This window comes from Enterobacter sp. SENG-6, assembly GCF_001605945.1.
Classification (GTDB): Bacteria; Pseudomonadota; Gammaproteobacteria; order Enterobacterales; family Enterobacteriaceae; genus Enterobacter; species Enterobacter cloacae.
This window is the reverse complement of sequence record NZ_LOMM01000003.1, coordinates 35632-50652: the sequence shown is the minus strand read 5'-3', so window position 1 is coordinate 50652 and position 15021 is coordinate 35632. Positions and strand designations below refer to the sequence as shown.

Below are 15021 nucleotides of genomic sequence, written 5' to 3'. Positions count from 1 at the left end.
TCTCTTTGACCGTTACGAACTGTTACCTCATTACAATTTATTAAGTGGATCTATATTTATAAGCCCGCAACGCTGAAGAGCATCGTAGGTATTTTTCTTTTCAGCTGTTCTGTTGATAACAAGATCGTGGTCAAGAGACAGTATTTTCTCGTCGAAATTGCGCAAAACCTCGTCTATTTTTCCTACGAATTCCTTGTGCTGTGGCCTGTCTATATCCCCAGGGATCAAAGACTTTAGGGACTTCTCTGCCATGATTTTAGCCGAAGCATCACCCTCATTAGATGCAGAGAGCCATTTAGCTTCCTCATCTTCAGTCGCGGCCCCCGGGAGTGGAGTATCCTTATATTCCTCCGTATGACTCACGAGTACCGGTACAGAGGCCGACAAGACTGCGCCAGTGATGATTTCATTGCCGCTACCGATAACCTTTAATTGTGCCCCCCGATAAATCATCTGAGCCAATCCAATATTGCCTTTAGATAAAATGAATAATTTTTCGTTTAACTCATCATTTAATGGAGTTTCAACATTTGTCCATTGTAATGGCCATAAATAATGAATAAACGATTGCCAGTCTTGTGAATCGTATCTAACATTCTTAATTTTCATGTAACCACCAGACTCTGCCCGCCTGGCAATTCTCATTTTCTTTGTCAGCGTCTCGTCAAAAGGATGATTTCCACAAAAAACCATAGATACCCCCATGGAATCTACAATTTCATGTAAAAAATCAATCAACTTACTCTCACCCCCGGTTCTTGAAAATTTAAGCCTCTGCATTTCATCAATAACAAGGATACCCAAAAATGATGATTTAATTCTTTGTGCAATCTGGCGAGCCAGAGCACCATTTCTAATCTCAGGTGTAGTTCGTTCAATACCAATTGCATCATCTAATTTTTGTAAAATCTCTTCACAAAGGTCTCTCACACTTGAATTGTATGGACAATTAATCTTTACCCATACAATTTGCTTACTGAAGCCGGGAAAAACTCCTTTATAGCTGCTGTGTTCTATAATCTGAGGGAAATGATCCATGACTTGCTCAATCATGGTAGTTTTTCCAGAACCACTCATTCCAACTATCGTAATAGTTTCAGCCTGGGATTTAAAATATCCACTTTCTGGCTCAATATCAGGACGCTCATTTCCATAGTAATGAAGATATTGAATTGTTCCGCTTTTTAAAGGATTACGAGCTGCATAGCTTTCCCTAAGTGCCCGTAAGATCATCTTATAAGCCTGGATAAGATTGGTTTGAGGGCAACGGAATTTCTTTATACGTTCGACATACTGCTCTCTAACATTCGCCGGGGCAGTCCAGCGGATTTTTTCGTCAATTTCGGGGAAATAACTCATTTCCAGAAGTACTTCATCTTCCGTAAGCGCTTCAGGAAGTGCTTCAATTAAGGGATTGCCACGATACTCAGGTAACTCCTGTTCTTTATATATCGCTGAAACGCGCCGTATAAGATTCATTATTCTGCGTCCTCAGTCTTCTTCTTACCTTTTAACCATCTTTGTTTCTCCTCCCGGCCAGGCAAAAGCAGAACATTACTGGATGAAGGAAGTAGGGGTTCAGATCTTCCATTAGCAACATGAGTTCGCCCTAATGAATCAAGTTCATTTTTCCTGTTCTTTTTAATATCTTTACCATGTACCCGGCGAGATTCGTATATTTCATTTAATCTTTCGTTACCTTTCCTGTTAAATTCATCTTTATTATTGATATTGCTGAGCGAATCCAGAGTAAATAAATTAATTTCTTTTTGAGTATCTACCCAATCAGCCATTACATCTGTATCAAGATGAGCTTTCCCTTTAAATACATCTCTTTTCTTAAGTAGGTAATGTTTTTTGAAAATGCTATTTTTGTCAAATCTTACATATATATAATCTACGCAATTGTCATCTATTCTTGCTTCACAAGTGGTTCTTCCAAATACTCTGACACCTGATGCAATTTCAGGATCACATTCATAAAAAAGATTATTGTACTGAATCCCACCGGCGGTAATGTTAGCGTTCACAGGGATTAACAATCGTGCGATCACTTCGTCGGCCCCAACGGCTCTTGCGCTGAATCTCCCGTGCTTTAAGCTTATCATCCAACTATTTTTTGGTGATATTACGAGATCATTTTCAATCAGTAAGGGATTGATATAAGCCAGTTCCTCATACGTTCTCTGATTATGTGCAAGTATCTCCCGAATCAGTAAAGACGTGACCTCCTGAATCGTTAAACAAGCCCTGGATTGCGGTGTTGGCTCTCCTTTAACAATCTTTCCCCTTCGTGTTGTTCCAATAAGCCTATGAATAACCTCATCATTCAGAATGCCGAAACAGCGTTCAACAATGCTTTTTCTGTCGCCTCTACCGACTGGCGCAAACTCAAGTTTTGTCAGGGGGGTCATCTCTTCCTGAGGTTTAAGACCAATCATCTCCCCGTTGTCACACATCAATGTTAATGGAATGTGAGAACAAGGCCAATCATCATCAGTAATAGAGATTCCAAATAATCTACAATATTCTTTTTTTGGCATAAAGCAATTTGCTAACGCTTGTCGGGCGGCTCGCCATGAAGCATGGTATAAAGAAACATGAAGGCCAACAATCATTCTTGTTGCACGATCCACCACTGTATAAATAGTAGGACGCCCAATGACTTTTCGTCTGTTTAAACTCGAAATAAGATGTACATCAGCGACAGTTGAGTCTATTTCGAAAACATCACCCGGCAAAACAGTTGTATTAGCCACACTACCTAAAAGCGCCCGCATTTTGAGGTCTATTTCTTTTTTCGTGTTCTTCTTATTTATCGAGAAATCTTTAGTGAAGAGTTTTTTATTCCAGTATGAAAATTGTTTTAAAGAAGGAACATATGGAGCTCTATTTTCTAGGTTTGCTGTTTTAATTTCATCCCTAAAATACAAATCAATATGTCTCTCTAATGTTTTCTTTATCGTATCTCCGTTAACTTTATAATGATACGTAATGAGAGATTTTCTAATATTATTTATATCTCTTTCATTAAGAATGAAAACACGTGATCGTTCATTAGGTAATGCTCTGTTTTTTTTGGAATTCCCAAGTTTAATTTCATGTTTGATTCTACTTTTCCCAGCGGCGCCACAGTTCGAGAATGCGGGTAGCAATGCATAAATATCCTGCCCATGTCGCCAATACAACGCCAGAAGCGTTCTGATAGTATATTGTGATATTTTTTTATTTCTTGAGTAATCCATTAAAAGGTGCGACTTTTTATGTAATGCATAGTCGAACAGAAACATTCTGTCATCTACAAGATCTTTAATGATATTGTAATTTTCATCTCGCCTTCCTCTGTCTTTATCTGTTAATTCTTTCTCATCTACTAACATATATGAAGGATATATATAATCTTTACAAGTTATGCTATTTGATTCAATATAATATTTAAACATTGAAAATGAGAAAGGGATTGGCTTACCCGTTCTTTCTGATTTTATTTTAAACAAAATTAACAAATCGACCTTTCTGTCAAAATCCAAAACACGGTAAAGTCCCTCTGCAAGCAAATCAGTGCCTTGAGAGAGCCAGACTGAATTCCTAATAATATCCATTTGCGTTCAGTCCTATATAGTGGTCATTGGAAATTATCTTTATCAGACCGGTTTCGAGTATTGGATATGATAAATCAACATTTATCATTTTTAATCCAATCATTGCCTGCAATAACATCATCGCTTCTTGTGCATCTACCCCAAAGATTGATGAAATCATTGCACGTAGCCCTACTATGGGATAAACATCTGGTTTAAGCTTCCATAGGATTTTATCAAGAGGATATTTATCATAAAATTCAGAACCATCTCTTAATACAGAAGTAGCCCAGCAAATGTTTTTACCGACGACGTTATTGAGTTCCGAGCCAACATAAATTTGAAACTCAACATCAATCAACTGCCAAAACATCCTCTCTATTTCAAGTTTTTGGGCTTCGCGTTCAGGTATGCTCTCGTTATGTTTTACTGCTATAGCTTTGTATCGAAGTCCGCCTTCAGGAGTTCTCAAGGTCAGTAAAAAATCGGTTGTCATAACATTCAGAACTTCGACAGGTACTCCTCTTACTCCCCTCACCATAGGATGTTGAAAATGTAGATGATTTGCTATTTGTTGGGTAAGCCGGAGAGGAAAGAGTGGGAATTGTTCCCGGATATCAATCACCGAGTCATTAAACTCAGCCAGATAGAAAAAGTTACTTTCGACAGAAGAAAGGAGATGATGGTTTCGAAACGTCTTAAGGCCAAAGACTATCGAACGGTTTCCACGGGATTTAACGTCCTGAGCTCTAAGCCAAGGCTGATAACTTTGGCCATAGCCCACTCCTATGCCGTCACCTAGCGCATTTTCATAATCCAAATAGGATTTGAGACGCCTACCCCTAGCCATGATCGTACCCTAAAAACGACATTGATACGTACCTATATGTGCATTTTATAGTCTCCAACCCTATAACCACACATTCAGTAAGTATACAACATTAGCGTCGTTTTTTGAGAATGGTTACAACTTTAGTGCTTTGTGTACAACTTTATTGTCCTCGGACATCTGCCAGCGCCTGCGCACACGCCCAGGCACTGGCCCACGCCCACTGGAAGTTATACCCGCCGAGCCAGCCGGTCACATCCATCACTTCACCGATGAAGTAGAGGCCCGGCACGTTGCGCGCTTCCATCGTGCGCGAGGAGAGCTCATTCGTGTCGACACCGCCCAGCGTGACCTCCGCTGTGCGGTAGCCTTCGGTGCCGTTGGGCTGCACGCGCCAGTTTGTCAGGGTCTCTACCAGCGTCTCCTGCTCGCGGCTGTTAAGCTGCTTAAGGGAAACATCCGGGATCTGCCCTAACCCCTGCAAACACTCTACCAGACGCTTCGGCAACTGCATCGCGAGGGTATTTTTCAGGCTCTGATTCGGGTGCGCCGCACGCTGTTCATTGAGGAACGCATCCAGATCGCACTCCGGCAGCAGGTTAACCGTGACGAACTCGCCCGGCTGCCAGTAGCTGGAGATTTGTAGCACCGCCGGGCCGGAGAGGCCGCGGTGGGTAAAGAGCAAGTTTTCGCGGAACACCGTTCCGTCTTCGGCGGTAATAACGGAAGGAACAGAAACGCCAGAAAGCGTCTGAAGCTGTTCCAGAAGCGGTTTGTGCAGAGTAAAAGGAACCAGTCCCGCACGCGTTGGCAGCACTTTCAGGCCAAACTGCTCGGCAATTTTATAGCCGAACGGCGAGGCGCCCAGTCCCGGCATCGACAGACCGCCGCTGGCAATGACCAGGTTATCGGCGCTGACGCTTTCGCCGTTGAGCTGCAGCGTATAGCCCTGCTCGTCGCGGGATACGTCCAGCACCTCTGTACGCAGGCGCATTACCACGCCGCCCTTCTCGCACTCGGCCACCAGCATATCGACAATCTGCTGCGCGGAGTCGTCGCAGAACAGCTGTCCCAGCGTCTTCTCATGCCACGCGATACCGTGCTTACCCACAAGATCGATAAAATCCCACTGGGTATAACGCGCCAGCGCAGATTTACAAAAATGGCGGTTCTGGCTCAGATAGGCCGCAGGTTCGACATACAGGTTCGTAAAGTTGCAGCGCCCGCCGCCAGACATCAGGATCTTGCGCCCAGGCTTTTTACCGTTATCCAGCAGCAGCACGCGACGACCCGCCTGTCCGGCCATCGCCGCACAAAACATACCCGCCGCACCGGCGCCAATTACCACGGCATCAAACCTTTCCACGTCAAAACCCTCTTTGTTCACTGCCGCGGATTGTAAAGTTTCCTCTGTGGTCACACCAGCGTAAAAAGATATTACAAAGCCATTTCATTGAAATTTAAAGAATATCCTTTCAGGCACTTTTCCCAAATCAGGTGGTATGTCAAAAAAAGTCTATATTTCACTTTGCCCGCCGCGCATTTGTCCTGGATAATGCGCCGCGTTCATGTCCTCAAAATGGCGTAACGTCCTATGCTACATTTGTTTGCCGGCCTGGATTTACATACCGGGCTTTTATTATTGCTTGCTCTGGTTTTTGTACTGTTTTACGAAGCGATCAACGGCTTCCACGACACTGCAAACGCAGTAGCAACGGTTATCTACACTCGCGCAATGCGATCGCAACTGGCGGTCGTTATGGCGGCGGTATTTAACTTTTTTGGTGTCCTTCTGGGCGGACTGAGCGTTGCGTATGCCATTGTGCATATGCTGCCAACGGATCTGCTGCTTAACGTAAGTTCTGGCCATGGCCTCGCTATGGTGTTCTCAATGCTGCTTGCTGCAATTATCTGGAACCTCGGTACCTGGTATTTCGGCCTGCCTGCATCCAGTTCTCACACCCTCATCGGCGCCATTATCGGTATCGGGTTAACCAACGCCCTGATGACCGGCACCTCGGTTGTTGATGCGCTTAACCTGCCTAAAGTACTGGGTATTTTCGGTTCTCTGATCATCTCCCCTATCGTTGGTCTGGTGGTTGCGGGTGGATTGATTTTCATCCTGCGTCGCTACTGGAGCAACACGAAAAAACGTGCGCGTATCCACCTGACGCCAGCAGAGCGTGAGAAGAAAGACGGCAAGAAAAAGCCACCATTCTGGACGCGTATCGCCCTGATCATTTCCGCCATCGGCGTGGCCTTCTCTCACGGCGCGAACGACGGGCAGAAAGGCATCGGTCTGGTGATGCTGGTTCTGATTGGCGTTGCACCGGCGGGCTTCGTGGTTAACATGAATGCCTCCGGTTATGAAATCACCCGTACCCGTGATGCGGTCAATAACGTTGAAACCTATTTCCAGCAGCACCCTGAACTGCTGAAAAAAGCGACCGGCGTTGACCAGCTGATCCCGTCTCCTGAAGCGGGTGCGACCACCGCGCCGGGCGAGTTCCACTGCCACCCGGCAAACGCGATTAACGCGCTGGAACGTGCGAAAGGCATGCTGGGCGATATCGAAAGCTACGACAAACTGGCCGTTGAGCAACGTGGTCAGCTGCGTCGCATTATGCTCTGCATCTCTGACGTGACCGACAAAGTCGCGAAGCTGCCAGACGTGAATGCTGACGACAAGCGTCTGCTGAAGAAACTGAAAAGCGATATGCTCAACACCATTGAGTACGCGCCAATCTGGATCATCATGGCTGTCGCGCTGGCACTGGGTATCGGTACGATGATTGGCTGGCGTCGTGTGGCAACCACCATCGGCGAGAAGATCGGTAAGAAAGGCATGACCTATGCGCAGGGCATGTCCGCGCAGATGACGGCGGCGGTCTCTATCGGTCTGGCAAGCTACACCGGTATGCCGGTCTCCACCACCCACGTACTCTCTTCGTCCGTGGCAGGTACCATGATTGTTGATGGCGGCGGTCTGCAACGCAAAACCGTGACCAACATTCTGATGGCCTGGGTGTTTACGCTTCCGGCGTCTATCCTGCTCTCGGGTGGGTTGTACTGGATTGCGCTGAAGCTGATTTAATCGGCTGAAGGCGACAAAAAAGCGGGTCAGGAAACTGACCCGCTTTTTTTATGGCTGCTATTTGTCATGAGGTATTAGATAACATGAGGATTTTCTGAACATTTTTTGCTCAAGTTCAAAACACAAAAAAAACTATCATGGCGACCAGAAGAAACATCCAGACAAAGGAGAATGTATGGCTTCTGTCCCTATTTCAGGACCGGGTTCAATCGTTATAGCGAACAATATGCGTGAGGCACGCCTTAATGGAATGTCACGCAATATGGCCACGCCCTCAACGTATTATTGGTTCTATCAAAAAGTCCGAAATGGCGGGCCCTGGGATTATAAAAAATTCGACCCATATTTTGCTGCATTTGGTAACTTCAACTTCGGAGCCGCCGGTACTGCGGCAGGTATCCCTGCAACCATCCTTCTTATGGGGGCAGGCTGGGCTCAAGGCCGGGCAGGTACCTCAAAACCGAAATGGGGAAAATGGTACGAAAAGCCGCCTTACGGAGACGACCCAACGGACCAACGCAACATCAGAGAAGGAATCGAGTATGCCATTCAAAACGGCTATTAAATGGACTCATCGCCTTGTTACCGTTTCGCTTCTGGCTCTGGTCATTGGATTTCTCTGGTTAAACCATCAGCCCAATCAGCGAAAAAGCGATGAGCTACAGCGCGTTTATAAATTATCCGATAGCGTCTGGCTCTATATGACCGTGAACAATCAGGGTGGCACAACCGTACCAACAATCTACCGTTACTACCTCTCGGGGGCGCTCTCAGGGAAAGATACTGACATTATCCATCAGCTTGCTATGAAGTATCCGATCATCGAAGGTACAGGCACGATTACCTCAGCCAGTATTGATACAAGCGGGGAAGTGAAAATTGCCTATAGCGGGAAGGTTATTTCGATTGAGAACAATATCACCGATCTCCGGTTCTCAGTTAAGCCCTGAGCCAGATGAAAGAAGGCGGGGCTTACCCCGCCTGCTGTAATACTCAGTGCCAAATCATTAAGGCAATCATACTGACGACGACCAGACCACACAGGGCGCTGGTCAAGATGAACTGGCGACGCAGGCGCTCGCAGCGGCGGATAAACTCTTCATCGTGATGATCCCGGTAGCGCTGGTAGTAGATATACCCGACCAGGCGCATCTGTTTGCTGGGCTGTCCATGCGAGGTGAAGAACCCTCCACCGTCCACATACTGATAAAGCAACGGATCGCAACCACGAAGTACCACTAACAGCGCACGTAACGATGAGAAGTAGCGCGCCATATTCACTATGCAAACTACGCATAACGCCCAAAACAATGCGACGGTGCTAATCATACATCCTCCCCGGCGTCCGCCCACGAAGCAAGGCTTCTGAGCTACCGCACCCCAATGCCCTGACAGACAGTTCAGTGAAAGAATGACCAAAAGTCGATCCGGTTCGCGTTTTAATATCCGAACGGTTCATTAAATAGTGTAGGAGATCCGTTAATTTTTTTGCCACAAGGTTAATCGTTATCAACACCAAAGCTTGAAAAATATGTTTAACTGGGCCGTAATGAAAGCATCAGACGACGGCTTTCTGTTTAGTCATCGATAACTTAAGGAAGGAGTAACACTATGGCTTACAAACACATTCTCATCGCGGTAGACCTCTCCCCGGAGAGCAAAGTGCTGGTTGATAAAGCAGTATCCATGGCACGCCCTTACAACGCGAAAGTTTCGCTGATTCACGTTGATGTGAATTACTCCGACCTTTATACCGGTCTGATCGACGTGAATCTCGGCGATATGCAAAAACGCATCTCCGAAGAGACACACCACGCCCTGAGCGAGTTGTCCACCAACGCAGGTTACCCGATCACTGAAACCTTAAGCGGTAGCGGCGATCTGGGCCAGGTGCTGGTCGATGCGATTAAGAAATACGATATGGACCTGGTGGTTTGCGGTCATCACCAGGACTTCTGGAGCAAGCTGATGTCCTCAGCGCGTCAGCTGATCAACACCGTTCACGTGGATATGCTGATTGTTCCGCTGCGTGACGAAGAAGACGAGTAAGTGCAAAAAAGCCCGGTGGCGCTAACGCTTACCGGGCCTACAAATGGCACTGAACGTAGGCCGGGTAAGGCGAAGCCGCCACCCGGCTTTTTTATTCCGGCGTACCCGAATAAATATCAAACCGGTGCCCTTTGGTGGTCACCGCGTTGGTCGTCGCAACGTCCGCCAGCGGCGGCGCGTAGTCCGGGCGTTTCACCACCACCCGCTTCGTTGCAAGCTGACGGGCAGGCTCAAGCAGGCCGTCCGCATCCAGATCCGGCCCCACCAGCGACTGAAACACCCGCATCTCTTTTTTCACCAGCGCGCTTTTCTGCTTATGCGGGAACATCGGATCGAGATAGACCACCTGCGGGCGCGGGGTGATATCGGTCAACGCCGTCAGGCTGGAGGCGTGGATCAGCTGTAAACGTTCCTGCAACCACGGGCCGATTTCCGGGTCCGCGTAACCACGAGTCAGGCCGTCATCCAGCAACGCGGCCACCACCGGGTTGCGCTCCAGCATCCGCACGCGGCAGCCGACAGACGCCAGCACAAACGCATCGCGCCCCAACCCCGCCGTGGCATCCACCACGTCCGGAAGATAGCTCCCTTTGATGCCGACGGCTTTGGCAACAGCCTCACCGCGGCCGCCGCCAAACTTGCGCCGGTGCGCCATCGCGCCCCCGACAAAATCGACAAAAATCCCGCCGAGTTTCGGTTCGTCGCGTTTACGTAATTCGAGATGCTCTGGCGTCATCACCAGCGCCATCAGGTTGTCATCATCATGCTCCAGCCCCCATCGGGCGGCCAGAACAGATAAGGCGCCGTCTCCGGCGCCTGTTTCATCCACTAAGCAGATCTTCACGTAGCAATCAGCCTTTGATCCCGTAATGCTCAAGCATCGCATCCAGCTGCGGCTCGCGGCCACGGAAGCGTTTGAACAGCTCCATCGGCTCTTCTGAGCCGCCGCGGGTCAGGATGTTATCGAGGAACGACTGACCGGTTTCACGGTTGAAAATCCCCTCTTCTTCGAAGCGAGAGAAAGCATCCGCCGCCAGGACATCGGCCCACAGGTAGCTGTAATAACCTGCCGCATAGCCGCCCGCGAAGATGTGGCTGAACGCGTGCGGGAAGCGGCCCCAGGTTGGCCCTGGAATAACCGCGACCTGCTTTTTAATCTCGGCCAGGGTTTCGAGGATTTTTGCCCCCTGCTCCGGGCTAAACTCGGCGTGCAGGCGGAAGTCGAACAGGCCGAACTCCAGCTGGCGCAGAATAAACATTGCCGCCTGGTAGTTCTTGGCTGCCAGCATTTTATCCAGCAGTTCTTTCGGCAGTGGTTCACCGGTCTCGTAATGGCCGGAGATAAACGCCAGCGCGTCCGGCTCCCAGCACCAGTTTTCCATAAACTGGCTCGGCAGCTCGACCGCATCCCACGGCACACCGCTAATACCGGCCACGCCTGCGGTTTCAATGCGGGTCAGCATATGGTGCAGACCGTGACCGAACTCATGGAACAGGGTGATCACTTCGTCGTGGGTGAACAGCGCCGGCTTGCCGTTGACCGGGCGGTTGAAGTTACAGGTCAAGTAAGCGACCGGCTTCTGCAGGGAACCGTCGGCTTTACGCATCTGGCCGACGCAGTCATCCATCCACGCCCCGCCACGCTTGTTCTCACGCGCGTAGAGATCGAGGTAGAAGCTGCCGCGCAGTTCGTTTTTCTCGTCATACAGCTCGAAGAAGCGCACGTCCGGGTGCCAGACGTCGATATCAGTACGCTCTTTGGCGGTGATGCCGTAGATGCGTTTCACCACTTCGAACAGGCCGTTAACGGCTTTGTTTTCGGGGAAGTACGGGCGCAGCTGCTCGTCGCTGATGCTGTAGAGGTGCTGCTTCTGTTTTTCGCTGTAATACGCGATGTCCCACGGCTGCAGCTCATCCACGCCGAACTCCGCTTTGGCGAAGGCGCGCAGCTGGGCCAGCTCTTTTTCACCCTGAGGACGGGCGCGTTTCGCCAGATCGGTCAGGAAATCGAGCACCTGCTGCGGGTTCTCGGCCATTTTGGTGGCGAGGGATTTGTCCGCGTAGCTGTCAAAGCCCAGCAGCTGTGCCAGCTCGTGACGCAGGGCGAGAATTTCCGCCATCACCGGGCTGTTATCCCACTTACCGGCATTCGGCCCCTGATCGGAGGCGCGGGTGCTGTAGGCGCGGTACATCTCTTCACGCAATGCCTGGTTGTCGCAGTAGGTCATCACCGGCAGATAGCTTGGGATATCCAGCGTTAACAGGAAACCTTCCTGCTCTTTCGCTTCGGCCTGGGCTTTTGCCGCCGCCAGTGCGCTTTCCGGCATACCCGCCAGCTCTGCTTCGTCGGTAATCAGCTTCGTCCAGCCCATGGTGGCGTCGAGCACGTTGTTGCTGTACTGGTTACCCAGCTCAGACAGGCGCGCCGCGATTTCGCCGTAGCGAACCTGCTTCTCTTTTGGCAGGCCAATTCCGGAAAGCTCGAAATCACGCAGGGCGTTATCGACGGATTTTTTCTGTGCGGTGTTCAGTTCGGCATAGTGGTCGCCGTCGCGCAGATCGCGATACGCCTTGTAGAGCCCTTCGTGCTGGCCGACCCAGGTGCTGTACTCGGAGAGCAGCGGCAGGGTTTGTTCGTAGGCTTCACGCAGCTCCGGGCTGTTTTTTACCGAGTTAAGGTGGCTTACCGGGGAGAAGATACGCCCCAGCACGTCATCCACTTCGGCCAGCGGCTGACACAGATTTTCCCAGGTGTACGGCCCACCCTGCGCGACCACGCTTTCTACCGCCGCGCGGCAGTTGTCCAGCGCTTGCGTAACGGCTGGAACCACATGCTCAGGGAGGATTTTAGAAAACGGTGGCAACGAAAAAGGCGTCAGTAATGGATTGGTCATAAACGCTGTCCTGTTGAATTTGATGAATGAAGCGCGCATCCGGCGCTATGCATATGGTTCAGTAATGGGGTTAAGTGTAGAGGATTTCAATGCCGGGCGTTGCGCTTTCGCGGCCGTGGAAACTTTTCTGTATACTGTGGCGATACGCTCTATTTTTGCCCGCTGGCGCTACGCTTATCGGGCCTACGTTGACTACCCGGAACACATTCATCCATGCTCAGTTATCGCCACAGCTTTCACGCAGGCAACCACGCCGACGTCCTCAAACACACCGTTCAGAGCCTGATCATCGAATCACTCAAAGAGAAAGAGAAGCCGTTTCTTTATCTGGACACCCACGCGGGCGCGGGCCGCTATCAGCTGAGCGGCGAACACGCCGAGCGTACCGGTGAATATCTCGAAGGGATCGCCCGTATCTGGCAGCAGGACGATCTGCCTGCCGAGCTGGAACCGTACATTGGTGTGGTGAATCATTTCAACCGCAACGGCCAGCTGCGCTACTACCCGGGCTCGCCATTGATTGCCCGTCAGCTGCTGCGTGAGCAGGACAGCCTGCAGTTGACCGAGCTGCACCCAAGCGATTTCCCGCTGCTGCGTTCTGAGTTCCAGAAAGACAGCCGCGCCCGCGTGGACAAAGCCGATGGCTACCTGCAACTGAAAGCCAAACTGCCGCCGGTCTCCCGTCGCGGCCTGGTGCTGATCGACCCGCCATACGAAATCAAAACCGACTATCAGGCGGTGGTCACCGGCATTAACGAAGGTTACAAACGTTTTGCGACCGGCACCTACGCCCTGTGGTACCCGGTGGTTCTGCGCGCGCAGATCAAGCGCATGATCAAAGATCTGGAAGCGACCGGCATCCGCAAAATCCTGCAGATTGAGCTGGCCGTCCGTCCGGACAGCGACCAGCGCGGCATGACCGCCTCCGGCATGATTGTCATTAACCCGCCATGGAAGCTCGAAGCGCAGATGAACAACGTTCTGCCGTGGCTGCATAAAACGCTGGTACCTGCCGGGACAGGTCACGCCACCGTCAGCTGGATTGTGCCAGAGTAATCGCAGCCATCGGTGGAAACTATTGATTTCAGGTATACAATCGCGGCAATTCACGATTAAGGATAAAAGCTATGACTAAGCATTATGACTACATCGCAATCGGCGGCGGTAGCGGCGGCATCGCCTCCATCAACCGTGCGGCCATGTATGGCCAGAAGTGTGCGCTGATTGAAGCCAAAGCGCTGGGCGGCACCTGCGTCAACGTGGGTTGTGTACCGAAAAAGGTGATGTGGCATGCGGCGCAAATCCGTGAAGCCATCCATATGTATGGCCCGGATTACGGCTTTGACACCACCATCAACCACTTCGACTGGGAGAAGCTGATCGCCAGCCGTACGGCCTACATCGACCGCATTCACACCTCGTACGATAACGTGCTGGGTAAGAACAACGTAGATGTGATCCACGGCTTCGCCCGCTTTGTGGACGCGAAAACGATCGAAGTGAACGGGGAGACGATCACTGCCGATCATATCCTGATCGCTACCGGCGGCCGTCCGAGCCACCCGAACATCCCGGGTGCCGAATACGGCATCGACTCCGACGGTTTCTTCGAGCTGCCAGCCCTGCCAGAGCGCGTTGCGGTGGTGGGCGCGGGTTACATCGCGGTCGAGCTGGCCGGTGTGATTAACGGTCTGGGCGCTGAAGCGCACCTGTTCGTGCGTAAACATGCGCCGCTGCGCAGCTTTGATCCGCTGATCGTCGACACCTTAGTAGAAGTGATGAACACCGAAGGTCCAACCCTGCATACCAACGCCGTGCCAAAAGCGGTGATTAAAAATGCAGACGGCAGCCTGACCCTGGAACTGGAAGATGGTCGCAGCCAGACCGTCGACTGCCTGATCTGGGCGATTGGCCGTGAACCGGCGAATGACAACTTCAACCTGGCCGTAACCGGCGTGAAAACCGATGAAAAAGGCTATATCGTCGTCGATAAATTCCAGAACACCAGCGTGCCAGGCATTTACGCGGTGGGCGATAACACCGGTGCCGTTGAACTGACCCCGGTGGCCGTTGCGGCGGGGCGTCGCCTTTCCGAGCGTCTGTTCAACAACAAGCCGGATGAGCACCTGGATTACAGCAACATCCCGACCGTGGTCTTCAGCCACCCGCCTATCGGCACCGTCGGTTTAACCGAGCCGCAGGCGCGCGAGCAGTATGGTGACGATCAGGTGAAAGTGTATAAATCTGCGTTTACCGCAATGTATACCGCCGTCACCTCGCACCGTCAGCCGTGCCGCATGAAGCTGGTCTGCGTGGGTCCGGAAGAGAAGATTGTCGGTATCCACGGCATTGGCTTTGGCATGGACGAGATCCTGCAGGGCTTTGCGGTGGCGCTGAAGATGGGCGCGACGAAGAAAGACTTCGATAACACCGTGGCGATCCACCCGACCGCGGCCGAAGAGTTTGTGACCATGCGCTAGTGCTGATGCCCCTCCACTGAGGGGCATTCTTTTTTACATTCACAAATCGTTGCAAAACGAATGCTCCGAAAAGAGTGATCTACCGCACATATTC

Annotated in this window: 13 protein-coding genes; 6 read left to right on the top strand and 7 right to left on the bottom strand. The window is 50.6% G+C overall.

Going from position 1 to position 15021, the window contains the following annotated elements; genetic code table 11:
• Positions 1–30 precede the first annotated feature (30 nt).
• The 4 genes from AX755_RS01795 to AX755_RS01780 form a co-directional block, all read right to left on the bottom strand.
• Positions 31–1479, bottom strand: a complete 1449-nt coding sequence (locus AX755_RS01795; RefSeq protein ID WP_001049180.1) for an ATP-binding protein — start codon at positions 1477–1479, stop codon at positions 31–33.
• Complete coding sequence (locus AX755_RS01790) at positions 1479–3602, bottom strand: transposase (RefSeq protein WP_000351437.1); 2124 nt, start codon at positions 3600–3602, stop codon at positions 1479–1481. The genes AX755_RS01795 and AX755_RS01790 overlap by 1 nt, the downstream gene beginning before the upstream one ends.
• Complete coding sequence (locus tag AX755_RS01785) at positions 3589–4431, bottom strand: TnsA endonuclease N-terminal domain-containing protein (RefSeq protein WP_000090707.1); 843 nt, start codon at positions 4429–4431, stop codon at positions 3589–3591. The genes AX755_RS01790 and AX755_RS01785 overlap by 14 nt, the downstream gene beginning before the upstream one ends.
• Before the next feature lie 142 nt (positions 4432–4573).
• A complete protein-coding gene (locus tag AX755_RS01780; RefSeq protein WP_044159598.1) occupies positions 4574–5776 on the bottom strand; it encodes an NAD(P)/FAD-dependent oxidoreductase in 1203 nt (400 codons plus the stop codon).
• A 228-nt stretch (positions 5777–6004) separates the two neighbouring features.
• On the opposite strand from AX755_RS01780, the gene pitA reads away from it, so the two are divergent.
• The 3 genes from pitA to AX755_RS01765 all read left to right on the top strand — a co-directional run bounded on the left by pitA (position 6005) and on the right by AX755_RS01765 (position 8454).
• Complete coding sequence (pitA, locus tag AX755_RS01775; RefSeq protein ID WP_013099193.1) at positions 6005–7504, top strand: inorganic phosphate transporter PitA; 1500 nt, start codon at positions 6005–6007, stop codon at positions 7502–7504.
• Between the two features lie 175 nt (positions 7505–7679).
• Positions 7680–8069 (top strand): polymorphic toxin type 44 domain-containing protein, encoded by a 390-nt coding sequence (locus AX755_RS01770; RefSeq protein WP_048972534.1) that lies wholly within the window; start codon positions 7680–7682, stop codon positions 8067–8069.
• Positions 8047–8454, top strand: a complete 408-nt coding sequence (locus AX755_RS01765) for a hypothetical protein (protein ID WP_062856189.1) — start codon at positions 8047–8049, stop codon at positions 8452–8454. Before AX755_RS01770 ends, AX755_RS01765 begins: the two co-directional genes overlap by 23 nt.
• A 43-nt stretch (positions 8455–8497) precedes the next feature.
• On the opposite strand, the gene uspB is transcribed toward AX755_RS01765, so the two are convergent.
• Positions 8498–8833, bottom strand: a complete 336-nt coding sequence (uspB, locus tag AX755_RS01760) for a universal stress protein UspB (RefSeq protein ID WP_003861224.1) — start codon at positions 8831–8833, stop codon at positions 8498–8500.
• Positions 8834–9115: 282 nt separating this feature from the next.
• Between uspB and uspA the strand changes: the two genes are divergently transcribed.
• Positions 9116–9553, top strand: a complete 438-nt coding sequence (gene uspA, locus AX755_RS01755) for a universal stress protein UspA (RefSeq protein ID WP_003861223.1) — start codon at positions 9116–9118, stop codon at positions 9551–9553.
• 91 nt (positions 9554–9644) lie between these two features.
• Here the strand turns inward: uspA and rsmJ are convergent, their stop codons facing one another.
• Positions 9645–10397, bottom strand: coding sequence for a 16S rRNA (guanine(1516)-N(2))-methyltransferase RsmJ (gene rsmJ, locus AX755_RS01750; RefSeq protein ID WP_044159163.1), 753 nt, complete (start codon positions 10395–10397; stop codon positions 9645–9647).
• A gap of 7 nt (positions 10398–10404) precedes the next feature.
• Positions 10405–12447 carry an oligopeptidase A gene (gene prlC, locus AX755_RS01745; protein ID WP_013099196.1) on the bottom strand — a complete coding sequence of 681 codons (2043 nt, stop codon included), beginning with the start codon at positions 12445–12447 and terminating at the stop codon, positions 10405–10407.
• 213 nt (positions 12448–12660) lie between these two features.
• Between prlC and AX755_RS01740 the strand changes: the two genes are divergently transcribed.
• A complete protein-coding gene (locus tag AX755_RS01740; protein WP_029883697.1) occupies positions 12661–13503 on the top strand; it encodes a 23S rRNA (adenine(2030)-N(6))-methyltransferase RlmJ in 843 nt (280 codons plus the stop codon).
• Between the two features lie 71 nt (positions 13504–13574).
• Positions 13575–14927 (top strand): glutathione-disulfide reductase, encoded by a 1353-nt coding sequence (gorA, locus tag AX755_RS01735; protein WP_020687710.1) that lies wholly within the window; start codon positions 13575–13577, stop codon positions 14925–14927.
• Positions 14928–15021: the final 94 nt, after the last annotated feature.

Excerpts from the sequence above, each read along its gene's own strand:
- AX755_RS01795 (WP_001049180.1), bottom strand. The coding sequence starts at position 1,479 with ATGAATCTTATACGGCGCGTTTCAGCGATATATAAAGAACAGGAGTTA.
- AX755_RS01790 (WP_000351437.1), bottom strand. The coding sequence starts at position 3,602 with ATGGATATTATTAGGAATTCAGTCTGGCTCTCTCAAGGCACTGATTTG.
- AX755_RS01785 (WP_000090707.1), bottom strand. The coding sequence starts at position 4,431 with ATGGCTAGGGGTAGGCGTCTCAAATCCTATTTGGATTATGAAAATGCG.
- pitA (WP_013099193.1), top strand. The coding sequence starts at position 6,005 with ATGCTACATTTGTTTGCCGGCCTGGATTTACATACCGGGCTTTTATTA.
- AX755_RS01770 (WP_048972534.1), top strand. The coding sequence starts at position 7,680 with ATGGCTTCTGTCCCTATTTCAGGACCGGGTTCAATCGTTATAGCGAAC.
- AX755_RS01765 (WP_062856189.1), top strand. The coding sequence starts at position 8,047 with ATGCCATTCAAAACGGCTATTAAATGGACTCATCGCCTTGTTACCGTT.
- uspB (WP_003861224.1), bottom strand. The coding sequence starts at position 8,833 with ATGATTAGCACCGTCGCATTGTTTTGGGCGTTATGCGTAGTTTGCATA.
- uspA (WP_003861223.1), top strand. The coding sequence starts at position 9,116 with ATGGCTTACAAACACATTCTCATCGCGGTAGACCTCTCCCCGGAGAGC.
- prlC (WP_013099196.1), bottom strand. The coding sequence starts at position 12,447 with ATGACCAATCCATTACTGACGCCTTTTTCGTTGCCACCGTTTTCTAAA.
- AX755_RS01740 (WP_029883697.1), top strand. The coding sequence starts at position 12,661 with ATGCTCAGTTATCGCCACAGCTTTCACGCAGGCAACCACGCCGACGTC.
- gorA (WP_020687710.1), top strand. The coding sequence starts at position 13,575 with ATGACTAAGCATTATGACTACATCGCAATCGGCGGCGGTAGCGGCGGC.